Origin of the sequence: Enterobacter cloacae complex sp. 382A5 (assembly GCF_050031095.1) — a bacterium.
Taxonomy (GTDB): domain Bacteria; phylum Pseudomonadota; class Gammaproteobacteria; order Enterobacterales; family Enterobacteriaceae; genus Enterobacter; species Enterobacter cloacae.
In genome coordinates this window covers 4,273,087-4,297,357 of record NZ_JBLGVK010000001.1, presented here as the reverse complement: position 1 = coordinate 4,297,357, position 24,271 = coordinate 4,273,087, and the positions used below count along the sequence as shown (strand labels likewise).

Below are 24,271 nucleotides of genomic sequence, written 5' to 3'. Positions count from 1 at the left end.
TACGTATAATGCGCGGGCTTGTCGTAATTGACGGCGGGTTCAATCTGAACCGGAGTGACTCATTTTGTTACTCAACAATGCTCCCAATTGGGGAGCTACGTAAGAACGGTTACACTCTCCCATCAATCGTAATGGGTTTGAGGAGTAATCATTTTCGTTTATAAAATAATTGGAGCTCTGGTCTCATGCAGAACCAAAGAATCCGTATCCGCCTTAAAGCGTTTGATCATCGTCTGATCGATCAATCAACCGCGGAAATCGTCGAGACTGCTAAGCGCACTGGTGCGCAAGTCCGTGGTCCGATCCCGCTGCCGACCCGCAAAGAGCGCTTCACCGTTCTGATCTCCCCGCACGTTAACAAAGACGCGCGTGATCAGTACGAAATCCGCACTCACAAGCGTCTGGTTGACATCGTTGAGCCAACTGAGAAAACCGTTGATGCTCTGATGCGTCTGGATCTGGCTGCCGGTGTAGACGTGCAGATCAGCCTGGGTTAATCAGGTCATCGAGCGATTGAGAGGTTGAAACAATGATTGGTTTAGTCGGTAAAAAAGTGGGTATGACCCGCATCTTCACTGAAGATGGCGTTTCTATCCCAGTAACCGTAATCGAAGTTGAAGCAAACCGCGTTACTCAGGTTAAAGATCTGGCTAACGATGGCTACCGCGCTATTCAGGTTACCACTGGTGCTAAAAAAGCTAACCGTGTAACCAAACCAGAAGCGGGTCACTTCGCTAAAGCTGGCGTTGAAGCTGGCCGTGGTCTGTGGGAATTCCGTCTTGCTGAAGGCGAAGAGTTCACCGTAGGTCAGGACATTAGCGTTGAGCTGTTTGCTGACGTTAAAAAAGTTGACGTAACCGGTACCTCTAAAGGTAAAGGTTTTGCTGGTACCGTTAAGCGCTGGAACTTCCGTACCCAGGACGCTACTCACGGTAACTCCTTGTCTCACCGCGTTCCGGGTTCTATCGGTCAGAACCAGACTCCGGGCAAAGTGTTCAAAGGCAAGAAAATGGCAGGTCAGCTGGGCAACGAACGTGTAACTGTTCAGAGCCTGGACGTAGTACGTGTTGACGCTGAGCGCAACCTGCTGCTGGTTAAAGGTGCGGTCCCGGGTGCAACCGGTAGCGACCTGATCGTTAAACCAGCTGTGAAGGCGTAAGGGGATAGCAATGGAATTAGTATTGAAAGACGCGCAGAGCGCGCTGACTGTTTCCGAAACTACCTTCGGTCGTGATTTCAACGAAGCGCTGGTTCACCAGGTTGTTGTTGCTTATGCAGCTGGTGCTCGTCAGGGTACTCGTGCTCAGAAGACTCGTGCTGAAGTAACTGGTTCTGGCAAAAAGCCATGGCGCCAGAAAGGTACCGGCCGTGCGCGTTCAGGTTCTATCAAGAGCCCGATCTGGCGTTCAGGTGGCGTGACCTTCGCTGCGCGTCCACAGGACCACAGTCAAAAAGTTAACAAAAAGATGTACCGCGGCGCGCTGAAAAGCATCCTGTCCGAGCTGGTACGTCAGGATCGTCTGATCGTTGTCGAGAAGTTCTCTGTAGAAGCGCCTAAAACTAAGCTGCTGGCACAGAAACTGAAAGACATGGCTCTGGAAGATGTGCTGATCATCACCGGTGAGCTGGACGAGAACCTGTTCCTGGCCGCGCGCAACCTGCACAAGGTTGACGTACGCGACGCGACTGGTATCGACCCGGTTAGCCTGATCGCCTTCGACAAAGTCGTAATGACTGCTGATGCTGTTAAGCAAGTTGAGGAGATGCTGGCATGATTCGTGAAGAACGTCTGCTGAAGGTGCTGCGCGCACCGCACGTTTCTGAAAAAGCGTCTACTGCGATGGAAAAAACAAACACCATCGTTCTCAAAGTTGCTAAAGACGCGACCAAAGCAGAGATCAAAGCTGCTGTGCAGAAACTGTTTGAAGTCGAAGTCGAAGTCGTTAACACCCTGGTAGTTAAAGGGAAAGTTAAACGTCACGGACAGCGTATCGGTCGTCGTAGCGACTGGAAAAAAGCTTACGTCACCCTGAAAGAAGGCCAGAACCTGGACTTCGTTGGCGGCGCTGAGTAAGTCGGAGGAGTAATACAATGGCAGTTGTTAAATGTAAACCGACATCTCCGGGTCGTCGCCACGTAGTTAAAGTGGTTAACCCTGAGCTGCACAAGGGCAAACCTTTTGCTCCGTTGCTGGAAAAAAACAGCAAATCCGGTGGTCGTAACAACAATGGCCGTATCACCACTCGTCACATCGGTGGTGGCCACAAGCAGGCTTATCGTATTGTTGACTTCAAACGCAACAAAGACGGTATCCCAGCAGTTGTTGAGCGTCTTGAGTACGATCCGAACCGTTCCGCGAACATCGCGCTGGTTCTGTACAAAGACGGCGAACGCCGTTACATCCTGGCCCCTAAAGGCCTGAAAGCTGGCGACCAGATTCAGTCTGGCGTTGATGCTGCAATCAAAGCAGGCAACACCCTGCCGATGCGCAATATCCCGGTTGGTTCTACCGTTCATAACGTAGAAATGAAACCAGGTAAAGGCGGTCAGCTGGCGCGTTCCGCGGGTACTTACGTTCAGATCGTTGCGCGTGACGGTGCTTATGTCACCCTGCGTCTGCGTTCTGGTGAAATGCGTAAAGTCGAAGCAGACTGCCGCGCTACTCTGGGCGAAGTTGGCAATGCTGAGCATATGCTGCGCGTTCTGGGTAAAGCTGGTGCTGCACGCTGGCGTGGTGTTCGTCCTACCGTTCGCGGTACTGCGATGAACCCAGTAGATCACCCACATGGTGGTGGTGAAGGTCGTAACTTTGGTAAGCACCCGGTAACTCCGTGGGGCGTTCAGACCAAAGGTAAGAAGACCCGCAGCAACAAGCGTACTGATAAATTTATCGTACGTCGCCGTAGCAAATAATTTTAGAGGATAAGCCATGCCACGTTCTCTCAAGAAAGGTCCTTTTATTGACCTGCACTTGCTGAAGAAGGTAGAGAAAGCGGTGGAAAGCGGAGACAAGAAGCCCCTGCGCACTTGGTCCCGTCGTTCAACGATCTTTCCTAACATGATCGGTTTGACCATCGCTGTCCATAATGGTCGTCAGCACGTTCCAGTCTTTGTTACCGACGAAATGGTTGGTCACAAACTGGGTGAATTCGCACCGACTCGTACTTATCGCGGCCACGCTGCTGATAAAAAAGCGAAGAAGAAATAAGGTAGGAGGAAGAGATGGAAACTTTAGCTCAACATCGCCATGCTCGTTCTTCTGCACAGAAGGTTCGCCTTGTTGCTGACCTGATTCGCGGTAAGAAAGTGTCGCAGGCCCTGGACATCCTGACCTATACCAACAAGAAAGCTGCGGTATTGGTCAAGAAAGTACTGGAATCTGCCATTGCTAACGCTGAACACAACGATGGCGCTGACATCGACGATCTGAAAGTCGCGAAAATTTTCGTAGATGAAGGCCCAAGCATGAAGCGCATTATGCCGCGTGCGAAAGGTCGTGCAGATCGCATCCTGAAGCGCACCAGCCACATTACTGTGGTTGTGTCCGATCGCTGAGACTCTGGAGACTAGCAATGGGTCAGAAAGTACATCCTAATGGTATTCGCCTGGGTATTGTAAAACCATGGAACTCTACCTGGTTTGCGAACACCAAAGAATTCGCTGACAACCTGGACAGCGATTTTAAAGTACGTCAGTACCTGACGAAGGAACTGGCTAAAGCGTCTGTATCTCGTATCGTTATCGAGCGTCCAGCTAAGAGCATCCGTGTGACTATTCACACTGCTCGCCCTGGCATCGTTATCGGTAAGAAAGGCGAAGACGTAGAAAAACTGCGCAAGGTCGTAGCGGATATCGCTGGCGTTCCTGCACAGATCAATATCGCTGAAGTTCGTAAGCCTGAACTGGACGCTAAATTGGTTGCTGACAGCATCACTTCTCAGCTGGAACGTCGTGTTATGTTCCGTCGTGCTATGAAGCGTGCTGTACAGAACGCAATGCGTCTGGGCGCTAAAGGTATCAAAGTTGAAGTTAGCGGCCGTCTGGGCGGCGCGGAAATCGCACGTACCGAATGGTACCGTGAAGGTCGCGTACCGCTGCACACTCTGCGTGCTGACATCGACTACAACACCTCTGAAGCGCACACCACTTACGGTGTAATCGGCGTTAAGGTATGGATCTTCAAAGGTGAGATCCTGGGTGGTATGGCTGCTGTTGAACAACCGGAAAAACCGGCTGCTCAACCTAAAAAGCAGCAGCGTAAAGGCCGTAAATAAGGAGCGTCGCTGATGTTACAACCAAAGCGTACAAAATTCCGTAAAGTGCACAAAGGCCGCAACCGTGGTCTGGCGCAGGGTACGGATGTTAGCTTCGGCACTTTCGGTCTGAAAGCTGTTGGCCGTGGTCGTCTGACTGCACGTCAGATCGAAGCAGCACGTCGTGCAATGACCCGTGCAGTTAAGCGTCAAGGTAAGATCTGGATCCGTGTATTCCCGGACAAACCGATCACCGAGAAGCCGCTGGAAGTTCGTATGGGTAAAGGTAAAGGTAACGTGGAGTACTGGGTTGCCTTGATCCAACCGGGCAAAGTCCTGTATGAAATGGACGGTGTTCCGGAAGAGCTGGCCCGTGAAGCCTTCGGCCTGGCAGCAGCGAAACTGCCTATCAAAACCACCTTTGTAACTAAGACGGTGATGTAATGAAAGCAAAAGAGCTGCGTGAAAAGAGCGTTGAAGAGCTGAACGCTGAGCTGCTGAACCTGCTGCGCGAGCAGTTCAACCTGCGTATGCAGGCTGCAAGTGGCCAGCTGCAACAGACCCACCTGCTGAAGCAAGTGCGTCGCAATGTTGCACGCGTTAAGACTTTACTGACTGAGAAGGCGGGTGCGTAATGACCGATAAAATCCGTACTCTGCAAGGTCGTGTTGTTAGCGACAAAATGGAGAAATCCATCGTTGTTGCTATCGAACGCATTGTGAAACACCCGATCTACGGTAAATTCATCAAGCGTACGACCAAACTGCACGTACATGACGAGAACAACGAATGTGGTATCGGCGACAAGGTTGAAATCCGTGAATGCCGTCCACTGTCCAAGACTAAGTCCTGGACGCTGGTTCGCGTTGTAGAGAAAGCGGTTCTGTAATACAGTACCCGTTCTCGATACGAATAAACGGCTCAGCGATGAGCCGTTTATTTTTTCTACCCATATTGCAGAAGCGGTGTTATAATGCCGCGCCCTCGATATGGGGCTTTTTAACGGCTCTGATTTTAGAGTCTCAGGTAGTAGTTGACATTAGCGGAGCACTAAAATGATCCAAGAACAGACTATGCTGAACGTCGCCGACAACTCCGGTGCACGTCGCGTAATGTGTATCAAGGTTCTGGGTGGCTCGCACCGTCGCTACGCAGGCGTAGGCGACATCATCAAGATCACCATCAAAGAAGCAATTCCACGTGGTAAGGTCAAAAAAGGTGATGTGCTGAAAGCGGTAGTGGTGCGCACCAAGAAGGGTGTTCGTCGCCCTGACGGTTCTGTCATTCGCTTCGATGGTAATGCATGCGTTATTTTGAACAATAACAGCGAGCAGCCAATCGGCACGCGTATCTTTGGGCCGGTAACTCGTGAACTTCGTACTGAGAAGTTCATGAAAATTATCTCTCTGGCACCAGAAGTACTCTAAGGAGCGAATCATGGCAGCGAAAATCCGTCGTGATGACGAAGTTATCGTGTTAACCGGTAAAGATAAAGGTAAACGCGGTAAAGTAAAAAATGTCCTGTCTTCCGGCAAGGTCATTGTTGAAGGTATCAACCTGGTTAAGAAACATCAGAAGCCGGTTCCGGCCCTGAACCAACCAGGCGGCATCGTTGAAAAAGAAGCTGCTATTCAGGTTTCTAACGTTGCAATCTTCAATGCGGCAACCGGCAAGGCTGACCGTGTAGGCTTTAGATTCGAAGACGGCAAAAAAGTCCGTTTCTTCAAGTCTAACAGCGAAACTATCAAGTAATTTGGAGTAGTACGATGGCGAAACTGCATGATTACTACAAAGACGAAGTAGTTAAGAAACTCATGACTGAGTTTAACTACAATTCTGTCATGCAAGTCCCTCGGGTCGAGAAGATCACCCTGAACATGGGTGTTGGTGAAGCGATCGCTGACAAGAAACTGCTGGATAACGCAGCAGCTGACCTGACAGCAATCTCCGGTCAAAAACCGCTGATCACCAAAGCACGCAAATCAGTTGCAGGCTTCAAAATCCGTCAGGGCTATCCGATCGGCTGTAAAGTAACTCTGCGTGGCGAACGCATGTGGGAGTTCTTTGAGCGCCTGATCACTATTGCTGTACCTCGTATCCGTGACTTCCGTGGCCTGTCCGCTAAGTCATTCGACGGTCGTGGTAACTACAGCATGGGTGTCCGTGAGCAGATCATCTTCCCAGAAATCGACTACGATAAAGTCGACCGCGTGCGTGGTTTGGATATTACCATTACCACTACTGCGAAATCTGACGAAGAAGGCCGTGCTCTGCTGGCTGCCTTTGACTTCCCGTTCCGCAAGTAAGGTAGGGTTACTGAATGGCTAAGCAATCAATGAAAGCACGCGAAGTAAAACGCGTAGCTTTAGCTGATAAATTCTTCGCTAAACGCGCTGAACTGAAAGCGATCATCTCTGATGTGAACGCTTCCGACGAAGATCGTTGGAACGCAGTTCTCAAGCTGCAAACTCTGCCGCGTGATTCCAGCCCGTCTCGTCAGCGTAACCGCTGCCGTCAAACAGGTCGTCCACATGGTTATGTGGGCAAGTTCGGGTTGAGCCGTATTAAGCTGCGTGAAGCCGCCATGCGCGGTGAAGTGCCAGGCTTGAAAAAGGCTAGCTGGTAATTGTCACCAATTGAATCACGGGAGTAAAGACAGATGAGCATGCAAGATCCGATCGCGGATATGCTGACCCGTATCCGTAACGGTCAGGCCGCGAATAAAGCTGCGGTCACCATGCCTTCCTCCAAGCTGAAAGTGGCAATCGCCAACGTGCTGAAGGACGAAGGTTTTATTGAAGATTTTAAAGTTGAAGGCGACACCAAGCCGGAACTGGAAGTGACTCTTAAGTACTTCCAGGGTAAAGCTGTTGTAGAAAGCATTCAGCGTGTCAGCCGCCCAGGTCTGCGCATCTATAAGAAAAAAGATGAGCTGCCAAAAGTTATGGCCGGTCTGGGTATCGCAGTTGTTTCTACCTCTAAAGGTGTTATGACTGATCGTGCAGCGCGCCAGGCTGGTCTTGGCGGCGAAATTATCTGCTACGTAGCCTAATCGGAGGAAAAAATGTCTCGTGTTGCTAAAGCACCGGTCGTTGTTCCTGCCGGCGTTGATGTAAAAATCAACGGTCAGGTTATTACGATCAAAGGTAAAAACGGCGAGCTGACTCGTACTCTCAACGATGCTGTTGAAGTTAAACATGCAGATAATGCTCTGACCTTCGGTCCGCGTGATGGTTACGCAGACGGCTGGGCTCAGGCTGGTACCGCGCGTGCCCTGCTGAACTCAATGGTTATCGGTGTTACCGAAGGCTTCACTAAGAAGCTGCAGCTGGTTGGTGTAGGTTATCGTGCAGCGATCAAAGGGAATGCAGTAGGCCTGTCTCTGGGCTTCTCTCACCCTGTTGAGCATCCGCTGCCGGCCGGTATCACTGCAGAATGTCCAACTCAGACTGAGATCGTGCTGAAAGGCGCTGATAAACAGCTGATTGGCCAGGTTGCAGCAGATCTGCGCGCCTACCGTCGTCCTGAGCCTTATAAAGGCAAGGGTGTTCGTTACGCCGACGAAGTCGTGCGTACCAAAGAGGCTAAGAAGAAGTAAGGTAACACTATGGATAAGAAATCTGCTCGTATCCGTCGTGCGACCCGCGCACGCCGCAAGCTCAAAGAGCTGGGTGCAACTCGCCTGGTGGTACATCGTACCCCGCGTCACATTTACGCACAGGTAATTGCACCGAACGGTTCTGAAGTTCTGGTAGCTGCTTCTACTGTAGAAAAAGCTATCGCAGAACAATTGAAGTACACCGGTAACAAAGACGCTGCTGCAGCTGTAGGTAAAGCTGTTGCTGAACGCGCTCTGGAAAAAGGCATCAGCAATGTATCCTTTGACCGTTCCGGGTTCCAATATCATGGTCGTGTCCAGGCACTGGCAGATGCTGCCCGTGAAGCTGGCCTTCAGTTCTAAGGTAGAGGTGTAAGATGGCTCACATCGAAAAACAAGCTGGCGAACTGCAGGAAAAGCTGATCGCGGTAAACCGCGTATCTAAAACCGTTAAAGGTGGTCGTATTTTCTCCTTCACAGCTCTGACTGTAGTTGGCGATGGTAACGGTCGCGTTGGTTTTGGTTACGGTAAAGCGCGTGAAGTTCCAGCAGCGATCCAGAAAGCGATGGAAAAAGCCCGTCGCAATATGATTAACGTCGCGCTGAACAACGGCACCCTGCAGCACCCAGTTAAAGGTGTTCACACGGGTTCTCGTGTATTCATGCAGCCAGCTTCAGAAGGTACCGGTATCATCGCCGGTGGTGCAATGCGCGCCGTTCTGGAAGTTGCTGGGGTTCATAACGTTCTGGCTAAAGCATACGGTTCCACCAACCCGATCAACGTGGTTCGTGCAACTATTGATGGCCTGGAAAATATGAATTCTCCAGAAATGGTCGCTGCCAAGCGTGGTAAATCCGTTGAAGAAATTCTGGGGTAATTGACCATGGCAAAGACTATTAAAATCACTCAAACCCGCAGTGCAATCGGTCGTCTGCCGAAACACAAGGCAACGCTGCTTGGCCTGGGTCTGCGTCGTATTGGTCATACCGTTGAGCGCGAGGATACTCCTGCTGTTCGCGGTATGGTCAACGCGGTTTACTTCATGGTTAAAGTTGAGGAGTAAGAGATGCGTTTAAATACTCTGTCTCCGGCCGAAGGCTCTAAAAAGGCGGGTAAACGCCTGGGTCGTGGTATCGGTTCTGGCCTCGGCAAAACCGGTGGTCGTGGTCACAAAGGTCAGAACTCTCGTTCTGGCGGTGGCGTACGTCGCGGTTTCGAGGGTGGCCAGATGCCACTGTACCGTCGTCTGCCGAAGTTCGGCTTCACTTCTCGCAAAGCAGCGATCACAGCGGAAGTCCGTCTGTCTGACCTGGCGAAAGTTGAAGGCGGCGTTGTAGACCTGAACACGCTGAAAGCAGCTAACATTATCGGTATCCAGATCGAGTTCGCGAAAGTGATCCTGGCTGGTGAAGTTTCTACTCCGGTAACTGTTCGTGGCCTGCGTGTTACTAAAGGTGCTCGTGCTGCTATCGAAGCTGCTGGCGGTAAAATTGAGGAATAAGTAGCAGATGGCTAAGCAACCGGGATTAGATTTTCAAAGTGCCAAAGGTGGATTTGGTGAGCTGAAACGCAGACTGCTGTTTGTAATCGGCGCGCTGATTGTGTTCCGTATTGGCTCTTTTATTCCGATCCCTGGTATCGATGCCGCTGTACTTGCCAAACTGCTTGAGCAACAGCGAGGCACCATCATTGAAATGTTTAACATGTTCTCTGGTGGTGCTCTCAGCCGTGCTTCTATCTTCGCGCTGGGTATTATGCCGTATATTTCGGCATCCATTATTATCCAGCTGCTGACGGTCGTTCATCCGGCCCTGGCAGAACTGAAGAAAGAAGGGGAGTCTGGACGTCGTAAGATTAGTCAGTACACCCGCTACGGTACTCTGGTGCTGGCAATATTCCAGTCGATCGGTATTGCTACCGGTCTTCCGAATATGCCTGGTATGCAGGGCCTGGTCTTAAACCCAGGCTTTGCATTCTATTTCACCGCTGTTGTTAGTCTGGTCACAGGGACAATGTTCCTGATGTGGCTCGGCGAACAGATTACTGAACGTGGTATCGGTAACGGTATCTCAATCATTATCTTCGCCGGTATTGTAGCGGGTCTCCCGCCAGCCATCGCCCATACTATCGAGCAAGCGCGTCAAGGCGACCTGCACTTCCTCCTGTTGCTGTTGGTTGCAGTATTAGTATTTGCAGTGACGTTCTTTGTTGTCTTCGTTGAACGTGGTCAACGCCGCATTGTGGTGAACTACGCGAAACGTCAGCAGGGTCGTCGTGTCTATGCTGCACAGAGCACACATTTGCCGCTGAAAGTGAATATGGCAGGGGTAATCCCGGCGATCTTCGCTTCCAGTATTATTCTGTTCCCGGCAACCATCGCGTCATGGTTCGGGGGCGGTACTGGTTGGAACTGGCTGACAACAATTTCGCTGTATTTGCAGCCTGGGCAACCACTTTATGTGTTACTCTATGCGTCTGCGATCATCTTCTTCTGTTTCTTCTACACGGCGTTGGTCTTCAACCCGCGTGAAACAGCAGATAACCTGAAGAAGTCCGGTGCATTTGTACCAGGAATTCGTCCGGGAGAGCAAACGGCGAAGTATATCGATAAAGTAATGACCCGCCTGACTTTGGTTGGTGCGCTTTATATTACTTTTATCTGCCTGATCCCGGAGTTCATGCGTGATGCAATGAAAGTACCGTTCTACTTCGGTGGGACCTCACTGCTTATCGTTGTTGTCGTGATTATGGACTTTATGGCTCAAGTGCAAACTCTGATGATGTCCAGTCAGTATGAGTCTGCATTGAAGAAGGCGAACCTGAAAGGCTACGGCCGCTAATTGGTCGCCTGAGAAGTTACGGAGAGTAAAAATGAAAGTTCGTGCTTCCGTCAAGAAATTATGCCGTAACTGCAAAATCGTTAAGCGTGATGGTGTCATCCGTGTGATTTGCAGTGCCGAGCCGAAGCATAAACAGCGCCAAGGCTGATTATTTCGCATATTTTTCTTGCAAAGTTGGGTTGAGCTGGCTAGATTAGCCAGCCAATCTTTTGTATGTCTGTACGTTTCCATTTGAGTATCCTGAAAACGGGCTTTTCAGCATGGTGCGTACATATTAAATAGTAGGAGTGCATAGTGGCCCGTATAGCAGGCATTAACATTCCTGATCAGAAACATGCTGTGATCGCATTAACTTCGATCTACGGCATCGGCAAGACCCGTTCTAAAGCCATCCTGGCTGCAGCGGGTATCGCTGAAGATGTTAAGATCAGTGAGCTGTCTGAAGGACAAATCGACACGCTGCGTGACGAAGTTGCCAAATTTGTCGTTGAAGGTGATCTGCGCCGTGAAATCAGCATGAGCATCAAGCGCCTGATGGATCTTGGTTGCTATCGCGGTTTGCGTCATCGTCGTGGTCTGCCAGTGCGCGGTCAGCGTACTAAGACCAACGCACGTACCCGTAAGGGTCCGCGCAAACCGATCAAGAAATAATCGGGGTGATTGAATAATGGCAAAGGCACCAATTCGTGCACGTAAACGTGTAAGAAAACAAGTCTCTGACGGCGTGGCTCATATCCATGCTTCTTTCAACAACACCATCGTTACTATTACTGATCGTCAGGGTAACGCATTGGGTTGGGCAACAGCCGGTGGTTCCGGTTTCCGTGGTTCTCGCAAATCCACTCCGTTTGCAGCTCAGGTTGCAGCAGAGCGTTGCGCAGAAGCCGTAAAAGAATACGGCATCAAGAATCTGGAAGTTATGGTTAAAGGTCCGGGTCCGGGTCGTGAATCTACTGTTCGCGCTCTGAACGCCGCTGGTTTCCGCATCACTAATATTACTGATGTGACTCCGATCCCTCATAACGGTTGTCGTCCGCCGAAAAAACGTCGCGTATAACGCTCGTTTTTTAGGTTAGTTGGAGATAGAAAATGGCAAGATATTTGGGTCCTAAGCTCAAGCTGAGCCGTCGTGAGGGCACCGACTTATTCCTTAAGTCTGGCGTTCGCGCGATCGATACCAAGTGTAAAATTGAACAAGCTCCTGGCCAGCACGGTGCGCGTAAACCGCGTCTGTCTGACTATGGTGTGCAGTTGCGTGAAAAGCAAAAAGTTCGCCGTATCTACGGTGTGCTGGAGCGTCAGTTCCGTAACTACTATAAAGAAGCAGCACGTCTGAAAGGCAACACAGGTGAAAACCTGCTGGCTCTGCTGGAAGGTCGTCTGGACAACGTTGTATACCGTATGGGCTTCGGCGCTACTCGCGCTGAATCACGCCAGCTGGTTAGCCACAAAGCAATCATGGTAAACGGTCGTGTTGTTAACATCGCTTCTTATCAGGTTAAAGCGAATGACGTTGTTAGCATTCGTGAGAAAGCGAAAAAGCAATCTCGCGTGAAAGCCGCTCTGGAGCTGGCTGAGCAGCGTGAAAAGCCAACCTGGCTGGAAGTTGATGCTGGCAAGATGGAAGGTACGTTCAAGCGTCAGCCAGAACGTTCTGATCTGTCTGCGGACATTAACGAACACCTGATCGTCGAGCTTTACTCCAAGTAAAGCTTAGTACCAAAGAGAGGACACAATGCAGGGTTCTGTGACAGAGTTTCTAAAACCGCGCCTGGTAGATATCGAGCAAGTGAGTTCGACGCACGCCAAGGTGACCCTTGAGCCTTTAGAGCGTGGCTTTGGCCATACTCTGGGTAACGCACTGCGCCGTATTCTGCTCTCATCGATGCCGGGTTGCGCGGTGACCGAGGTTGAGATTGATGGTGTACTTCATGAGTACAGCACCAAAGAAGGCGTTCAGGAAGATATCCTTGAAATCCTGCTCAACCTGAAAGGGCTGGCGGTGAGAGTTCAGGGTAAAGATGAAGTTATTCTTACTCTGAATAAATCTGGCATTGGCCCTGTGACTGCAGCCGACATCACCCACGACGGTGATGTTGAAATCGTCAAGCCGCAGCACGTGATCTGCCACCTGACCGATGAGAACGCAGCTATTAGCATGCGTATCAAAGTTCAGCGCGGTCGTGGTTATGTGCCGGCTTCTGCCCGAATTCATTCGGAAGAAGATGAGCGCCCAATCGGCCGTCTGCTGGTCGACGCATGCTACAGCCCTGTAGAGCGTATTGCCTACAATGTTGAAGCAGCGCGTGTAGAACAGCGTACCGACCTGGACAAGCTGGTCATCGAAATGGAAACCAATGGCACAATCGATCCTGAAGAGGCGATTCGTCGTGCGGCAACCATCCTGGCAGAACAACTGGAAGCTTTCGTTGACTTACGTGATGTACGTCAGCCGGAAGTGAAAGAAGAGAAACCAGAATTCGATCCGATCCTGCTGCGCCCTGTTGACGATCTCGAATTGACTGTCCGCTCTGCTAACTGCCTCAAGGCAGAAGCTATCCACTATATCGGTGATCTGGTACAGCGTACCGAGGTTGAGTTGCTGAAAACGCCGAACCTGGGTAAAAAATCTCTTACTGAGATTAAAGACGTGCTGGCTTCACGTGGTCTGTCTCTGGGCATGCGCCTGGAAAACTGGCCACCAGCAAGCATTGCTGACGAGTAACCGGATCACAGGTTAAGGTTTTACTGAGAAGGATAAGGTCATGCGCCATCGTAAGAGTGGTCGTCAACTGAACCGCAACAGCAGCCATCGCCAGGCTATGTTCCGCAACATGGCAGGTTCACTGGTTCGTCATGAAATCATCAAGACGACCCTGCCTAAAGCGAAAGAGCTGCGTCGTGTAGTTGAGCCGCTGATTACTCTTGCCAAGACTGACAGCGTTGCTAATCGTCGTCTGGCATTCGCCCGTACTCGTGATAACGAGATCGTGGCAAAACTGTTTAACGAGCTGGGCCCGCGTTTCGCGAGCCGTGCCGGTGGTTACACTCGCATTCTGAAGTGTGGCTTCCGTGCAGGCGACAACGCTCCGATGGCTTACATCGAGCTGGTTGATCGTTCTGAGTCGAAAGCAGAAGCTGCTGCAGAGTAATCTGCAGTAACGTAAAAAAACCCGCTCCGGCGGGTTTTTTTATATCCGCACTATCCCCACTTCTCTACAATATCTGTATTAATTTTGTTCATCCCCTGGAGTTTATGATGTGGTTGCTCGACCAGTGGGCAGAACGCCATATTCGCGATGCCCAAACAAAAGGCGAATTCGATAACCTGTCCGGTAGCGGTGAACCGCTAATACTGGAAGATGATTCGCATATACCCCCTGAACTACGGGCTGGATATCGCTTACTGAAAAATGCGGGGTGTCTGCCTCCCGAGCTTGAACAGCGCAAAGAGGCGATTGAGCTTACTGACCTGCTAAAAGGGATACGGAAAGACGATCCCCGTCATGGAGAACTAAGCCGGCGGTTGGCTCTGGTTGAACTCAAGCTACGACAGGCAGGAATTGCGACTGATTTTCTGCATGGCGAGTATAGTGAAAGACTGATGCAGAAAATAAACGAGGAATAGCCATGTATCGTATCGGTGAACTTGCAAAGCTTGCTAACGTGACGCCGGATACCATCCGCTACTATGAAAAACAGCAGATGATTGATCATGAGGTGCGCACCGAAGGTGGGTTCCGCCTCTATACCGACAACGATCTGCAACGGCTGCGGTTTATTCGTTATGCACGCCAACTGGGATTCACGCTGGATTCGATCCGTGAGTTATTGTCGATCCGTATCGATCCGGCACATCACACCTGCCAGGAATCGAAAAGCATTGTCCAGGCCAGGCTGGATGAAGTTGAAGCGCGTATTCAGGAACTGCAAACCATGCAGCGCTCTCTGCAAAGGTTGAATGATGCGTGCTGTGGTACGGCTCACAGCAGTGTCTATTGTTCTATTCTGGAGGCCCTTGAACAAGGGGCAAGTGGAGAAACCCGGGGTTGTTGATTTTTTATCAGTCCGGGTCTAGACTCCCCTCGACATTAATCATGCTCAGGAGAAATTATGAGTCACTATCAACATACGAAGGGACAAATTAAAGATAATGCCATTGAGGCTTTGCTTCACGACCCGCTTTTTCGACAGCGAGTTGAAAAGAACAAAAAAGGGAAGGGAAGTTATCTGCGTAAAAACAAACATGCAAAACGGGGTAACTGGGAGGCCAGTGGCAAGCAAGCGAATCGCTTATTTACCACTGGCCTTCCTGCTTTTAGCTGTTAAACGCGGTTATTCTGCTCTTTTAACAGATCGCGAATTTCAGTCAGTAATACTTCTTCTTTCGTAGGCGCGGGCGCCGCAGCAGGCTCTTCTTTTTTACGGTTGAGCTTGTTGATAAGCTTGATGGCCATAAAAATGGCAAACGCGACGATCACGAAATCAAATACGTTCTGAATAAACACGCCATAGTGCATCACCACTGCCGGGATATCCCCCTGTGCTTCCCGAAGCGTGAAGGCGAATTGTTTGAAATCAATGCCCCCAATTAATAGCCCTAAAGGTGGCATGATGATATCAGCCACTAAAGATGAAACGATCTTGCCGAACGCCGCACCAATAATGACACCCACTGCCAAATCCACCACATTTCCGCGCATCGCAAATTCGCGAAATTCTTTAACAAAACTCATTATGTTCTCCTTGTGCCAGCTGACGACTATAAGTTTAACAAATGATTAGCTAATTGCCATTGGGGATAAATAAACGTTATGAAAATAAAAGGCACAGGAATCAGAAGGATAATACTCAGGTGCTCTAACGCGAGCACCTGAATCATTACAGGAAGAATGGGCTTGGCTGGAATAAACGTTCGACGTCGGTAATAAATTTTTTATCGGTCAGGAACATAATAACGTGATCGCCTTGTTCAATACGCAAATTATCATTGGCAATCATGACATCATTCCCGCGTACTACGGCGCCGATAATTGTGCCGGGTGGCAGCTTAATTTCATCGATGGCGCGTCCCACCACGCGCGATGTGGTTTCATCACCGTGAGCGACAGCTTCAATGGCTTCAGCGACGCCGCGACGCAGTGAGGACACACCAACAATGTCTGCTTTACGAACGTGGCTCAACAGTGCGGAAATCGTTGCCTGCTGCGGTGAAATCGCAATATCAATTACGCTCCCCTGCACCAGGTCAACATAGGCACGACGCTGAATAAGTACCATGACCTTTTTTGCTCCCATGCGCTTGGCGAGCATGGCGGACATAATATTTGCTTCATCGTCGTTGGTGACGGCAATAAACAGATCAACTTGATCGATATGCTCTTCTGCCAGTAATTCCTGATCTGATGCATCGCCATAAAACACGATCGTGTTTTGTAGTTTTTCAGCAAGTTCAGAGGCGCGCTGTTGATCGCGCTCGATCAACTTCACGCTATAGTCTTTTTCCAGACGGCGGGCGAGACCTGCGCCGATATTACCCCCGCCGACCAGCATGATGCGTTTATAGGGCTTTTCGAGGCGCTGAAGTTCACTCATAACGGCACGAATATGTTGTGAGGCAGCAATGAAGAAGACTTCATCTCCTGCTTCGACAATGGTCGAGCCCTGAGGACGAATCGGTCTGTCGTGACGGAAAATGGCTGCGACGCGCGTATCGATATGCGGCATATGTTCGCGCATCGTAGACAGCGCGTTTCCGATCAACGGACCGCCATAATAGGCCTTAACAACGGCCAGACTCACTTTCCCTTCTGCAAAGTTCACGACCTGCAGTGCGCCGGGATATTCGATCAGGCGATAAATATTATCGATAACCAGCTGTTCTGGTGCGATAAGGTGGTCGATTGGTACCGCTTCTGAGTTAAAGAGTTTTTCCGCATCGCGGACATAATCCGGGGAGCGGATACGGGCGATTCGGTTAGGCGTGTTGAAAAGCGAATAGGCCACCTGACAAGCGACCATATTGGTCTCATCCGAGCTGGTCACGGCCACTAACATATCGGCATCGTCAGCACCGGCTTCACGGAGGACACGTGGATGCGAACCGTGCCCCTGCACAACGCGAAGGTCAAATTTATCCTGCAGAACGCGCAGTCGATCGCCGTTGGTATCGACGATCGTAATGTCGTTGTTTTCACCTACAAGGTTTTCCGCCAGCGTCCCGCCGACCTGTCCTGCGCCCAGAATGATAATCTTCATATCTCGTGACCTGTTCTCAACATCACTCTTTGATTAGCTTAGCGTAAAAGAAGCCATCACCCTCTTCAGCGCCGGGCAGGTTCTGCTGGCCCGGGTGCTCCGGTGTCCCCGTATCGCGCAGCGTAGCGCCAGGAGTGCGTTTAAGGAAGGCTGAAATTTGCTGGCTATTCTCTTCCGGAAGAATGGAACAGGTGGCATAGACCAGCGTTCCGCCAGGCTTCAGGTGTGGCCAGATAGCGTCAAGGATCTCGGATTGCAGCTGCGCAAGCTCCTTAATATCACGGTCGCGACGCAGCCACTTAATGTCCGGGTGACGACGAATAACGCCGGTTGCCGAGCAGGGAGCGTCCAGCAAAATGCGGTCGAATTGAGTCTCACCGCACCATTCTGCAGGCTTACGTCCGTCGCCTTGCTTGACCTGCGCCTTCATACCTAAACGCTTAAGGTTGTCGTAGACACGCGAAAGTCGCTGCTCATCAACATCCACAGCCATTACGCTGGCCTTCGGTGCGACTTCCAGAATATGCGTTGTTTTGCCCCCAGGCGCGGCACACAGGTCGAGGATCTGTTCGCCATTTTTGGGTTCGAGCCATTTCATACAGCCCTGAGCAGAGGCATCCTGAACGGTTACCCAGCCTTCATCGAATCCGGGTAAGGCATGCACCGGCACAGGGGAGGCTAAACGCACGGCATCAGGATAAGCATCATGCGCGAATCCACTCATTCCGGCTTCTTCCAGCAAGGCCAGCCATGCATCGCGGGTATGATGATTACGGTTAACGCGTAACCACATCGGCGGACGTTGATTATTTGCGTCAGCAATATCCTGCCACCGCTGCGGATACGCTTTTTTGAGGCGATTCAGAAGCCAGTCAGGGTGCAGGAAACGGGTTTCGCTTTTTGCAAATTCTGCCAGAAGTTCATCCTGTTGACGCTGGAACTGACGCAGTACGCCGTTGATCAGCCCTTTGAGCTGTGGGCGTTTAATCGCGACGGCACCTTCTACCGTCTCAGCCAACGCAGCATGAGGTGGGATGCGGGTATGAAGAAGCTGATAGAAGCCAACCATAATCAAATAATGGACGGTACGCTGCTTACCGGTCATTGGGCGCGACATCAGCTTATTAATCAGCCATTCAAGCTGAGAAAGGGTGCGCAGGACGCCAAAACAGAGCTCCTGAAGCAGAGCTTTGTCTTTGTCGGACACTTTTTGCTGCAGTGGAGGCAGGACATTACTCAGTGATTGACCCTGCTCGACAACCTGCTCAACGGCCTGTGCCGCCAGACTGCGTAGATTTTGTTTTTTCATAACCGTAAAAATAAAAATGCCCGGAAACACCGGGCCTTAAGAATAAATTTGCTCAGGCAAGGCGAGAGCCAGGGATAAACCATTCGCGACGGGAATTTAACAGATCCTGAGCACTCATTGCCTTTTTACCCGCGGGCTGCAGTGATTCCAGATTCAGGATCCCTTCCGCGGTTGCCACCTGGATACCGTTCTTGCTGACTTCGATAATTGTTCCGGGCTCAGCAGATGTGTTGCCTTCAATGACGGAGGCTTTCCAGACTTTGACAGGTTGCTCATCGATCATCATCCAGCTCATCGGCCATGGATTAAAGGCGCGAATGCAACGTTCAAGCTGTGCGGCAGAGAGGGACCAGTCGACCCGCGCCTCTTCTTTGCTGAGTTTTTCGGCGTAGGTTACCAGGGCCTCATCCTGAACTTCAGGGGCTGCTGTATTATCAGCAAGCTGCTGCAAAGTTTTGATGAGTCCTTGCGGGCCAAGGTCCGCAAGCTTGTCATACAGCGTGGCGCTGGTATCGTCTGCAGTAATTGGACAGGCCAGTTTATACAGCATGTCGCCGGTGTCTAAACCTACATCCATCTTCATGATGGTAACACCGGTTTCAGCATCACCCGCCCACAGCGAACGTTGGATCGGCGCCGCACCACGCCAGCGTGGAAGCAAAGAACCATGTACGTTGATACAACCCAGTCGTGGCATATCCAGCACGGCTTTCGGCAGAATTAACCCATAAGCCACCACCACCATGACATCGGCATTCAGGTCAGCAACAAGCTGCTGGTTTTCCGGGGGCCGCAGGGATGCTGGCTGATAAACCGGTAACCCGTGTTCTTCTGCCAGCACTTTCACCGGGCTGGGCATCAGTTTTTTACCACGGCCTGCCGGGCGATCCGGTTGGGTAAACACGCCAACAACCTGGTGGCCAGAAGATAACAGCGCGTCAAGATGACGCGCTGCAAAATCAGGGGTACCCGCGAAGATAATACGTAGTGTTTTAGACACGATGATCCTTGTATCCGGGGGGATGTTATGCGCGGGAGCGCAAACGATCCAGTTTCTCTACTTTCTGACGAATACGCTGCTGCTTCAATGGTGAGAGGTAATCGATAAACAGTTTACCGACCAGGTGATCCATCTCATGCTGAATACAAATCGCCAGCAGATCGTCTGCTTCCAGTTCGAACGGGTTGCCTTCACGATCCAGGGCGCGAATTTTCACTTTTTCGGCACGTGGAACTAAAGCACGCTGTTCAGGAATAGACAGACAACCTTCCTCAATACCTGTTTCACCGCTCTTTTCCAACAGCTCAGGGTTGATCAGCACCAGACGGCCATCGCGATTCTCAGAAACGTCGATCACGATAATACGCTTGTGAATGTCCACCTGAGTTGCCGCAAGGCCAATGCCTTCTTCGGCGTACATGGTATCGAACATATCATCAACGATACGCTGAATTTCTGCATTCACTTCTTTGACCGGTTCAGCGACGATGCGAAGGCGCTCGTCCGGAATATGTAACACTTGCAAAACTGCCATAAATTTCCAGAGTCGTGTTCAGGAGTTGATAAGAATACTATCTCTATTCTAGACAAATCCCCCATCGATTGACAGCATCCGTGACCAATCGCAATGATTGCAGAGGCTGCTTATGGCAGGGAATAGGATGACGTCCACGGAGATATGGTTACGGCTAATCCACACAGGTTCTCTGTGTGGTGATCAGATGCTCGCAGCGGCAGCGCGACTACTTATGCAGACAAGGATTGATGATACCGTTGTCAGAGATGCCGGGCTGTCAACAAAACAGGCTCAACAGTTCTTTGCGCTTGATGAAAATGAACTGCAACGAAATCTGGCGTGGCTTGAACAGCCGGAGAACCATCTGCTGACGGCGGATGATCCTCGTTATCCCCCTTTACTTCGCACGATCCCTGACTACCCCGGCGCATTGTTTATTAAAGGCAATCCTGAAGCCCTTAACACCGTTCAACTGGCGGTTGTGGGTAGCCGCGCACCATCCTGGTACGGTGAGCGATGGGGGAAAATCCTGTGCGAACAACTTTCACAAAGTGGTTTCACGATCACCAGTGGGCTGGCCTGCGGTATTGACGGCGTCGCTCACCACGCCGCGCTGTCTGTAAAAGGGCGAAGTGTCGCGGTGCTTGGAAACGGGCTGTTTAGCATTTATCCCCGTCGGCATCAGGCTCTGGCTGCACGGCTTATCGAATCAGAGGGGACTATTGTGTCGGAGTTCCCGCTGTCAGCGCCGCCCTGGCCGGCAAATTTTCCACGTCGTAACCGAATTATCAGCGGTCTGAGTCTGGGCGTGCTGGTGGTGGAGGCCGCTTTAAGAAGCGGCTCACTCGTTACGGCACGATATGCGCTAGAACAGGGGCGAGAAGTCTTTGCCTTACCTGGCCCGATAGGTAACCCGGGGTGTGAGGGCCCCCACTGGCTCATCAAGCAGGGGGCAACGCCTGTGACGAGCGTCGAGGACATCCTTGAAAATTTGCAATATGGCTTGCACTGGTTAACAGATGAACCCGAAAAGCGACATTTTTCATCAGATCAGGAGAAGGTGGCATTGCCATTTCCCAGCCTCCTGGCTAACGTAGGAGATGAGGTAACACCTGTTGACGTTGTCGCTGAACGTGCCGGCCAACCTGTGCCAGTAACGGTAGCACAGCTACTCGAACTGGAGTTAGCAGGGTGGATCGCAGCTGTACCCGGCGGCTATGTCCGATTGAGGAGGGCAAGCCATGTTCGACGTACTGATGTATTTGTTTGAGACTTACATCCATAACGAAGCAGAAATGCGAGTGGATCAGGACAAATTGACACAGGATCTTACCGATGCGGGGTTTGAACGGGAAGATATTTATAATGCGTTGATGTGGCTGGAAAAACTGGCTGATTATCAGGAAGGCCTTGCCGAACCGATGCAGCTTGCTTCTGACCCATTGTCTGTGCGCATTTATACCGCTGAAGAGTGTGAAAGGCTGGACGCCAGCTGCCGGGGATTCATCTTATTCCTTGAGCAGATTCAGGTGCTAAACCTCGAAACAAGAGAAATGGTGATAGAGCGCGTTATGGCGCTGGATACGGCAGAGTTCGAACTGGATGACCTCAAGTGGGTGATCCTGATGGTTCTGTTTAATATTCCAGGCTGTGAAAATGCCTATCAACAAATGGAAGAATTACTCTTTGAAGTGAATGAAGGTATGCTGCACTAATTCATTGTGCAGCACCAAGAGTTGTTATGGCCAAATCAGCACTGTTCACGGTGCATAAAAACGAGCCCTGCCCACAGTGCGGGGCTGAACTTGTCATTCGGTCCGGGAAACACGGTCCGTTTCTCGGTTGTTCACACTATCCGGAATGTGATTATGTTCGTCCCCTGAAAAGCCAGGCGGACGGACATATCGTTAAAATTCTGGAGGGGCAGCTTTGCCCGAAGTGTGGAGGCGAACTGGCGTTACGGCAGGGCCGTTTTGGCATGTTCATTGGTTGCAGTCGCTATCCTGAATGTGAACATACGGAACAAATTGATAAGCCAGATGAAACGGCAATCGCCTGCCCCCAGTGCCAGCGCGGACAACTGGTACAGCGTCGTTCTCGTTTTGGTAAAACCTTCCATTCCTGCGATCGTTATCCTGAATGCCAGTTCGTTATCAATTTCAAACCGGTAGCGGGTACCTGCCCTCATTGCGATTATCCGTTACTTATAGAGAAGAAAACGGCGCAAGGTATGAAACGCTTTTGCGCCAGTAAACAATGTGGAAAGCCGGTTTCGGCGGATGAAATCAGTGAATAATAACCTGCCAACAGGATCCATTGCGCACGCAGTGGAGGTCCTGAAAAATGAAGAAGTCATCGCCTATCCAACAGAAGCTGTCTTTGGGGTCGGTTGCGATCCTGACAGCGAGACAGCTGTGAATCGCTTACTTACGCTAAAACAGAGACCTGTCGAAAAAGGATTGATTTTGATCGCTGCTAATTATGAGCAGCTTAAACCCTATATTGATGATTCCATGCTCACGCCAGCACAACGGGATACCATCTTTTCGGCGTGGCCAGGGCCGGTGACCTTTGTTTTCCCGGCGCAGCCAACTACGCCACGCTGGTTAACAGGGCGTTTCGATTCCCTCGCTGTCCGTGTCACCGATCATCCGCTGGTGGTAGAGCTATGTCTGGCGTTTGGTAAACCGCTGGTCTCAACCAGTGCCAACCTTACCGGGCAGCCTCCTTGCCGGAGCACCGAAGAGGTGCTGGCGCAGTTCGGGAATGACTTCCCGGTAGCCGTCGGTGAAACCGGAGGTCGTCTTAATCCGTCGGAAATCCGCGACGCCTTGACAGGCGAACGTTTTCGCCAGGGGTAATATGATGGAAACCTATGCCGTTTTTGGTAATCCGATCGCTCACAGCAAGTCGCCGTTGATCCATCAGCAGTTTGCTGAACAACTGCAGATTGATCATCCCTATGGCCGGGTGCTGGCACCAGTTGATGCCTTTGTTACCACCCTGAATGCTTTTTTTGACGCGGGTGGTAAAGGTGCCAATGTGACGGTGCCTTTTAAAGAAGAAGCCTTTGAACGTGCGGATGAATTAACTGAGCGCGCGTCTCTTGCGGGTGCCGTGAATACGCTTAAACGGCTGGAGGATGGTCGCCTTCTCGGTGACAACACTGACGGAATCGGCTTACTTAGCGATCTGGAAAGACTCTCATTTATCAAACCCGGGTTCCGGGTTCTGTTGATTGGTGCTGGTGGGGCATCGCGAGGCGTACTGTTACCGCTCCTTTCACTGGATTGTGCAGTGACCATTACCAATCGCACCTTTTCCCGGGCAGAAGCGTTGGCGGCGTTGTTTGCACATACTGGCAGCGTGAGTGCGGTGGCTCTTGATGATCTTATCCACCATGAATTTGATCTTATCATTAATGCCACCTCCAGCGGCATTGGTGGGGAAGTACCGGCGATCCCGTCCTCTTTGGTAAACAACCACCTCTATTGCTACGACATGTTTTATCAGAAAGGGAAAACTCACTTCCTCCGCTGGTGTGAACAACACGGCGCGAAACAGCTGGCTGATGGCCTTGGCATGCTGGTGGGGCAGGCTGCGCATGCAGTTTTGCTCTGGCACGGTGTATTACCTGCTGTCGAACCTGTCATTGAAAAGCTGAAACAGGAACTTACGGCGTGAACCAGGCGATTCACTTTCCCGACAGAGAACAGTGGGATGAGAGTAAGCAAGCAGTCTGTTTCCCGGTGCTCGTGCATGGGATGCAACTGACATGTGCCATTAGCGGTAAAACGCTCGAGCGCCGCTTTGGTGGCTCAAATCCATTAGAGGTGTTCTGCGAAAATCGCTGGGATCTTGAAGAAGAAGCCAGCGATTTGATCCGCGATCAGCAGGAAGACGATCAGGGCTGGGTCTGGCTGTCCTGATCCAGATACTCATCTTTCCATTTCACGTAATTATTCGCTGAATATTTCAGACCTTCTCTTTCCGCTTCTGTTAAGGGGCGGATCTGCTTTACCGGGCTGCCTAAATAGAGATAGCCGCTTTCGAGCCGTTTATGTTGAGGGACAAGACTTCCGGCACCAATCATCACATCATCTTCTACGATGACACCATCCAGCAGGATCGATCCCATGCCAACCAGCACCCGGTTTCCGATAGTGCAACCGTGAAGCATGACTTTATGGCCGACGGTAACATCTTCTCCTATAACAAGTGGATTGCCGTCCGGGTTATATGAGGATTTGTGGGTGACATGCAGCACGCTGCCATCCTGAATATTAGTGCGTGCGCCAATTGCCACATAGTTAACGTCTCCCCTGATCGCAACGAGCGGCCAGATGCTGACATCTTCGGCCATTCGGACATCGCCAATGACCACACTGCTGGCATCGATCATCACGCGATCGCCTTTTTGTGGAAACAGATCTTTATACGGACGTAGTACTGCAGACATATCTACCTCGACAGATGAGCGCTATACAGAAGACTT

43 protein-coding genes are annotated in these 24,271 nt (G+C 50.9%); 37 read left to right on the top strand and 6 right to left on the bottom strand.

Features of this window, described 5'->3' with window-relative positions; translation table 11 throughout:
- Window positions 1–185: 185 nt before the first annotated feature.
- The 31 genes from rpsJ (at window position 186) to ACQG2G_RS20210 (ending at window position 15,021) form a co-directional block, all read left to right on the top strand.
- Window positions 186–497, top strand: a complete 312-nt coding sequence (gene rpsJ, locus ACQG2G_RS20360; protein ID WP_001181005.1) for a 30S ribosomal protein S10 — start codon at window positions 186–188, stop codon at window positions 495–497.
- Window positions 498–529: 32 nt separating this feature from the next.
- On the top strand, window positions 530–1,159 hold the full coding sequence (gene rplC / locus ACQG2G_RS20355; RefSeq protein WP_003863274.1) for a 50S ribosomal protein L3: 630 nt from the start codon (window positions 530–532) through the stop codon (window positions 1,157–1,159).
- A gap of 10 nt (window positions 1,160–1,169) precedes the next feature.
- Entirely contained in the window at window positions 1,170–1,775 is a 606-nt protein-coding gene (gene rplD, locus ACQG2G_RS20350; RefSeq protein WP_000424395.1) for a 50S ribosomal protein L4, read from the top strand.
- A complete protein-coding gene (rplW, locus tag ACQG2G_RS20345) occupies window positions 1,772–2,074 on the top strand; it encodes a 50S ribosomal protein L23 (protein ID WP_000617546.1) in 303 nt (100 codons plus the stop codon). The genes rplD and rplW overlap by 4 nt, the downstream gene beginning before the upstream one ends.
- A 17-nt stretch (window positions 2,075–2,091) precedes the next feature.
- Complete coding sequence (rplB, locus tag ACQG2G_RS20340) at window positions 2,092–2,913, top strand: 50S ribosomal protein L2 (RefSeq protein ID WP_000301859.1); 822 nt, start codon at window positions 2,092–2,094, stop codon at window positions 2,911–2,913.
- Window positions 2,914–2,929: 16 nt separating this feature from the next.
- On the top strand, window positions 2,930–3,208 hold the full coding sequence (gene rpsS, locus ACQG2G_RS20335) for a 30S ribosomal protein S19 (protein WP_001138117.1): 279 nt from the start codon (window positions 2,930–2,932) through the stop codon (window positions 3,206–3,208).
- A 14-nt stretch (window positions 3,209–3,222) separates the two neighbouring features.
- A complete protein-coding gene (rplV, locus tag ACQG2G_RS20330) occupies window positions 3,223–3,555 on the top strand; it encodes a 50S ribosomal protein L22 (RefSeq protein ID WP_002919773.1) in 333 nt (110 codons plus the stop codon).
- A 17-nt stretch (window positions 3,556–3,572) separates the two neighbouring features.
- Entirely contained in the window at window positions 3,573–4,274 is a 702-nt protein-coding gene (rpsC, locus tag ACQG2G_RS20325; protein WP_000529945.1) for a 30S ribosomal protein S3, read from the top strand.
- A gap of 12 nt (window positions 4,275–4,286) precedes the next feature.
- On the top strand, window positions 4,287–4,697 hold the full coding sequence (gene rplP / locus ACQG2G_RS20320) for a 50S ribosomal protein L16 (protein WP_002919759.1): 411 nt from the start codon (window positions 4,287–4,289) through the stop codon (window positions 4,695–4,697).
- Window positions 4,697–4,888, top strand: a complete 192-nt coding sequence (gene rpmC / locus ACQG2G_RS20315) for a 50S ribosomal protein L29 (protein WP_013099027.1) — start codon at window positions 4,697–4,699, stop codon at window positions 4,886–4,888. Before rplP ends, rpmC begins: the two co-directional genes overlap by 1 nt.
- On the top strand, window positions 4,888–5,142 hold the full coding sequence (gene rpsQ / locus ACQG2G_RS20310) for a 30S ribosomal protein S17 (protein WP_008503489.1): 255 nt from the start codon (window positions 4,888–4,890) through the stop codon (window positions 5,140–5,142). The genes rpmC and rpsQ overlap by 1 nt, the downstream gene beginning before the upstream one ends.
- Window positions 5,143–5,308: 166 nt before the next feature.
- Window positions 5,309–5,680: a 50S ribosomal protein L14 gene (gene rplN, locus ACQG2G_RS20305; RefSeq protein WP_002919748.1), complete on the top strand. Its 372-nt coding sequence runs from the start codon at window positions 5,309–5,311 to the stop codon at window positions 5,678–5,680.
- Between the two features lie 10 nt (window positions 5,681–5,690).
- Entirely contained in the window at window positions 5,691–6,005 is a 315-nt protein-coding gene (rplX, locus tag ACQG2G_RS20300) for a 50S ribosomal protein L24 (protein WP_000729185.1), read from the top strand.
- 14 nt (window positions 6,006–6,019) lie between these two features.
- A complete protein-coding gene (gene rplE, locus ACQG2G_RS20295; RefSeq protein WP_001096202.1) occupies window positions 6,020–6,559 on the top strand; it encodes a 50S ribosomal protein L5 in 540 nt (179 codons plus the stop codon).
- Window positions 6,560–6,573: 14 nt separating this feature from the next.
- Window positions 6,574–6,879, top strand: coding sequence for a 30S ribosomal protein S14 (rpsN, locus tag ACQG2G_RS20290; RefSeq protein ID WP_013099026.1), 306 nt, complete (start codon window positions 6,574–6,576; stop codon window positions 6,877–6,879).
- A gap of 33 nt (window positions 6,880–6,912) precedes the next feature.
- Complete coding sequence (gene rpsH, locus ACQG2G_RS20285; protein WP_013099025.1) at window positions 6,913–7,305, top strand: 30S ribosomal protein S8; 393 nt, start codon at window positions 6,913–6,915, stop codon at window positions 7,303–7,305.
- Between the two features lie 12 nt (window positions 7,306–7,317).
- Window positions 7,318–7,851: a 50S ribosomal protein L6 gene (rplF, locus tag ACQG2G_RS20280; RefSeq protein WP_013099024.1), complete on the top strand. Its 534-nt coding sequence runs from the start codon at window positions 7,318–7,320 to the stop codon at window positions 7,849–7,851.
- 9 nt (window positions 7,852–7,860) lie between these two features.
- Window positions 7,861–8,214: a 50S ribosomal protein L18 gene (gene rplR / locus ACQG2G_RS20275; RefSeq protein WP_013099023.1), complete on the top strand. Its 354-nt coding sequence runs from the start codon at window positions 7,861–7,863 to the stop codon at window positions 8,212–8,214.
- Window positions 8,215–8,228: 14 nt separating this feature from the next.
- Window positions 8,229–8,729, top strand: coding sequence for a 30S ribosomal protein S5 (gene rpsE, locus ACQG2G_RS20270; RefSeq protein ID WP_003863299.1), 501 nt, complete (start codon window positions 8,229–8,231; stop codon window positions 8,727–8,729).
- Between the two features lie 6 nt (window positions 8,730–8,735).
- Entirely contained in the window at window positions 8,736–8,915 is a 180-nt protein-coding gene (rpmD, locus tag ACQG2G_RS20265; protein ID WP_003863301.1) for a 50S ribosomal protein L30, read from the top strand.
- A 3-nt stretch (window positions 8,916–8,918) separates the two neighbouring features.
- Window positions 8,919–9,353, top strand: a complete 435-nt coding sequence (rplO, locus tag ACQG2G_RS20260) for a 50S ribosomal protein L15 (RefSeq protein ID WP_013099022.1) — start codon at window positions 8,919–8,921, stop codon at window positions 9,351–9,353.
- A gap of 7 nt (window positions 9,354–9,360) precedes the next feature.
- Window positions 9,361–10,692, top strand: coding sequence for a preprotein translocase subunit SecY (gene secY, locus ACQG2G_RS20255; RefSeq protein ID WP_003863305.1), 1,332 nt, complete (start codon window positions 9,361–9,363; stop codon window positions 10,690–10,692).
- A gap of 31 nt (window positions 10,693–10,723) precedes the next feature.
- Complete coding sequence (gene rpmJ / locus ACQG2G_RS20250) at window positions 10,724–10,840, top strand: 50S ribosomal protein L36 (RefSeq protein ID WP_000868187.1); 117 nt, start codon at window positions 10,724–10,726, stop codon at window positions 10,838–10,840.
- 146 nt (window positions 10,841–10,986) lie between these two features.
- The gene (gene rpsM / locus ACQG2G_RS20245) at window positions 10,987–11,343 is read left to right on the top strand and encodes a 30S ribosomal protein S13 (RefSeq protein ID WP_013099021.1); all 357 of its coding nucleotides are present in this window, start codon (window positions 10,987–10,989) and stop codon (window positions 11,341–11,343) included.
- Window positions 11,344–11,359: 16 nt separating this feature from the next.
- The gene (gene rpsK, locus ACQG2G_RS20240) at window positions 11,360–11,749 is read left to right on the top strand and encodes a 30S ribosomal protein S11 (RefSeq protein ID WP_003031137.1); all 390 of its coding nucleotides are present in this window, start codon (window positions 11,360–11,362) and stop codon (window positions 11,747–11,749) included.
- Window positions 11,750–11,781: 32 nt separating this feature from the next.
- Window positions 11,782–12,402, top strand: coding sequence for a 30S ribosomal protein S4 (gene rpsD / locus ACQG2G_RS20235; protein WP_003863314.1), 621 nt, complete (start codon window positions 11,782–11,784; stop codon window positions 12,400–12,402).
- Between the two features lie 25 nt (window positions 12,403–12,427).
- Window positions 12,428–13,417, top strand: coding sequence for a DNA-directed RNA polymerase subunit alpha (locus ACQG2G_RS20230; protein WP_002919219.1), 990 nt, complete (start codon window positions 12,428–12,430; stop codon window positions 13,415–13,417).
- Window positions 13,418–13,457: 40 nt separating this feature from the next.
- A complete protein-coding gene (gene rplQ / locus ACQG2G_RS20225; protein ID WP_001216372.1) occupies window positions 13,458–13,844 on the top strand; it encodes a 50S ribosomal protein L17 in 387 nt (128 codons plus the stop codon).
- A 107-nt stretch (window positions 13,845–13,951) separates the two neighbouring features.
- Window positions 13,952–14,320, top strand: coding sequence for a DUF1992 domain-containing protein (locus ACQG2G_RS20220; RefSeq protein ID WP_013099020.1), 369 nt, complete (start codon window positions 13,952–13,954; stop codon window positions 14,318–14,320).
- 2 nt (window positions 14,321–14,322) lie between these two features.
- Window positions 14,323–14,748: a Zn(2+)-responsive transcriptional regulator gene (gene zntR / locus ACQG2G_RS20215; RefSeq protein WP_013099019.1), complete on the top strand. Its 426-nt coding sequence runs from the start codon at window positions 14,323–14,325 to the stop codon at window positions 14,746–14,748.
- Between the two features lie 57 nt (window positions 14,749–14,805).
- The gene (locus ACQG2G_RS20210; RefSeq protein WP_013099018.1) at window positions 14,806–15,021 is read left to right on the top strand and encodes an alternative ribosome-rescue factor A; all 216 of its coding nucleotides are present in this window, start codon (window positions 14,806–14,808) and stop codon (window positions 15,019–15,021) included.
- On the opposite strand, the gene mscL is transcribed toward ACQG2G_RS20210, so the two are convergent.
- From mscL to def, 5 genes are all read right to left on the bottom strand, one after another.
- Window positions 15,018–15,428: a large-conductance mechanosensitive channel protein MscL gene (mscL, locus tag ACQG2G_RS20205; protein WP_013099017.1), complete on the bottom strand. Its 411-nt coding sequence runs from the start codon at window positions 15,426–15,428 to the stop codon at window positions 15,018–15,020. The genes ACQG2G_RS20210 and mscL overlap by 4 nt on opposite strands.
- Window positions 15,429–15,573: 145 nt before the next feature.
- Window positions 15,574–16,950, bottom strand: a complete 1,377-nt coding sequence (trkA, locus tag ACQG2G_RS20200) for a Trk system potassium transporter TrkA (protein ID WP_013099016.1) — start codon at window positions 16,948–16,950, stop codon at window positions 15,574–15,576.
- Window positions 16,951–16,972: 22 nt separating this feature from the next.
- Window positions 16,973–18,259 carry a 16S rRNA (cytosine(967)-C(5))-methyltransferase RsmB gene (gene rsmB, locus ACQG2G_RS20195; protein WP_061773085.1) on the bottom strand — a complete coding sequence of 429 codons (1,287 nt, stop codon included), beginning with the start codon at window positions 18,257–18,259 and terminating at the stop codon, window positions 16,973–16,975.
- Window positions 18,260–18,311: 52 nt separating this feature from the next.
- Entirely contained in the window at window positions 18,312–19,259 is a 948-nt protein-coding gene (gene fmt / locus ACQG2G_RS20190; RefSeq protein WP_061772524.1) for a methionyl-tRNA formyltransferase, read from the bottom strand.
- Between the two features lie 25 nt (window positions 19,260–19,284).
- On the bottom strand, window positions 19,285–19,794 hold the full coding sequence (gene def, locus ACQG2G_RS20185; RefSeq protein WP_013099013.1) for a peptide deformylase: 510 nt from the start codon (window positions 19,792–19,794) through the stop codon (window positions 19,285–19,287).
- A 127-nt stretch (window positions 19,795–19,921) separates the two neighbouring features.
- On the opposite strand from def, the gene dprA reads away from it, so the two are divergent.
- From dprA to ACQG2G_RS20155, 6 genes are read left to right on the top strand one after another with little or no spacing between them, the layout of a single operon-like run.
- Window positions 19,922–21,046, top strand: a complete 1,125-nt coding sequence (dprA, locus tag ACQG2G_RS20180) for a DNA-protecting protein DprA (protein ID WP_061772525.1) — start codon at window positions 19,922–19,924, stop codon at window positions 21,044–21,046.
- Window positions 21,018–21,491 carry a DUF494 family protein Smg gene (gene smg / locus ACQG2G_RS20175; protein WP_013099011.1) on the top strand — a complete coding sequence of 158 codons (474 nt, stop codon included), beginning with the start codon at window positions 21,018–21,020 and terminating at the stop codon, window positions 21,489–21,491. Before dprA ends, smg begins: the two co-directional genes overlap by 29 nt.
- A 26-nt stretch (window positions 21,492–21,517) precedes the next feature.
- Window positions 21,518–22,072, top strand: a complete 555-nt coding sequence (locus ACQG2G_RS20170) for a DNA topoisomerase family protein (RefSeq protein ID WP_013099010.1) — start codon at window positions 21,518–21,520, stop codon at window positions 22,070–22,072.
- Window positions 22,065–22,637 carry an L-threonylcarbamoyladenylate synthase type 1 TsaC gene (gene tsaC, locus ACQG2G_RS20165; protein ID WP_038420961.1) on the top strand — a complete coding sequence of 191 codons (573 nt, stop codon included), beginning with the start codon at window positions 22,065–22,067 and terminating at the stop codon, window positions 22,635–22,637. Before ACQG2G_RS20170 ends, tsaC begins: the two co-directional genes overlap by 8 nt.
- A gap of 4 nt (window positions 22,638–22,641) precedes the next feature.
- Window positions 22,642–23,460, top strand: coding sequence for a shikimate dehydrogenase (gene aroE / locus ACQG2G_RS20160; RefSeq protein WP_061773086.1), 819 nt, complete (start codon window positions 22,642–22,644; stop codon window positions 23,458–23,460).
- Window positions 23,457–23,705: a DUF1488 domain-containing protein gene (locus ACQG2G_RS20155; protein WP_061772526.1), complete on the top strand. Its 249-nt coding sequence runs from the start codon at window positions 23,457–23,459 to the stop codon at window positions 23,703–23,705. Before aroE ends, ACQG2G_RS20155 begins: the two co-directional genes overlap by 4 nt.
- Here ACQG2G_RS20155 and ACQG2G_RS20150 read toward each other — a convergent pair.
- Window positions 23,681–24,235 carry a gamma carbonic anhydrase family protein gene (locus ACQG2G_RS20150; protein WP_061772527.1) on the bottom strand — a complete coding sequence of 185 codons (555 nt, stop codon included), beginning with the start codon at window positions 24,233–24,235 and terminating at the stop codon, window positions 23,681–23,683. The genes ACQG2G_RS20155 and ACQG2G_RS20150 overlap by 25 nt on opposite strands.
- Window positions 24,236–24,271: the final 36 nt, after the last annotated feature.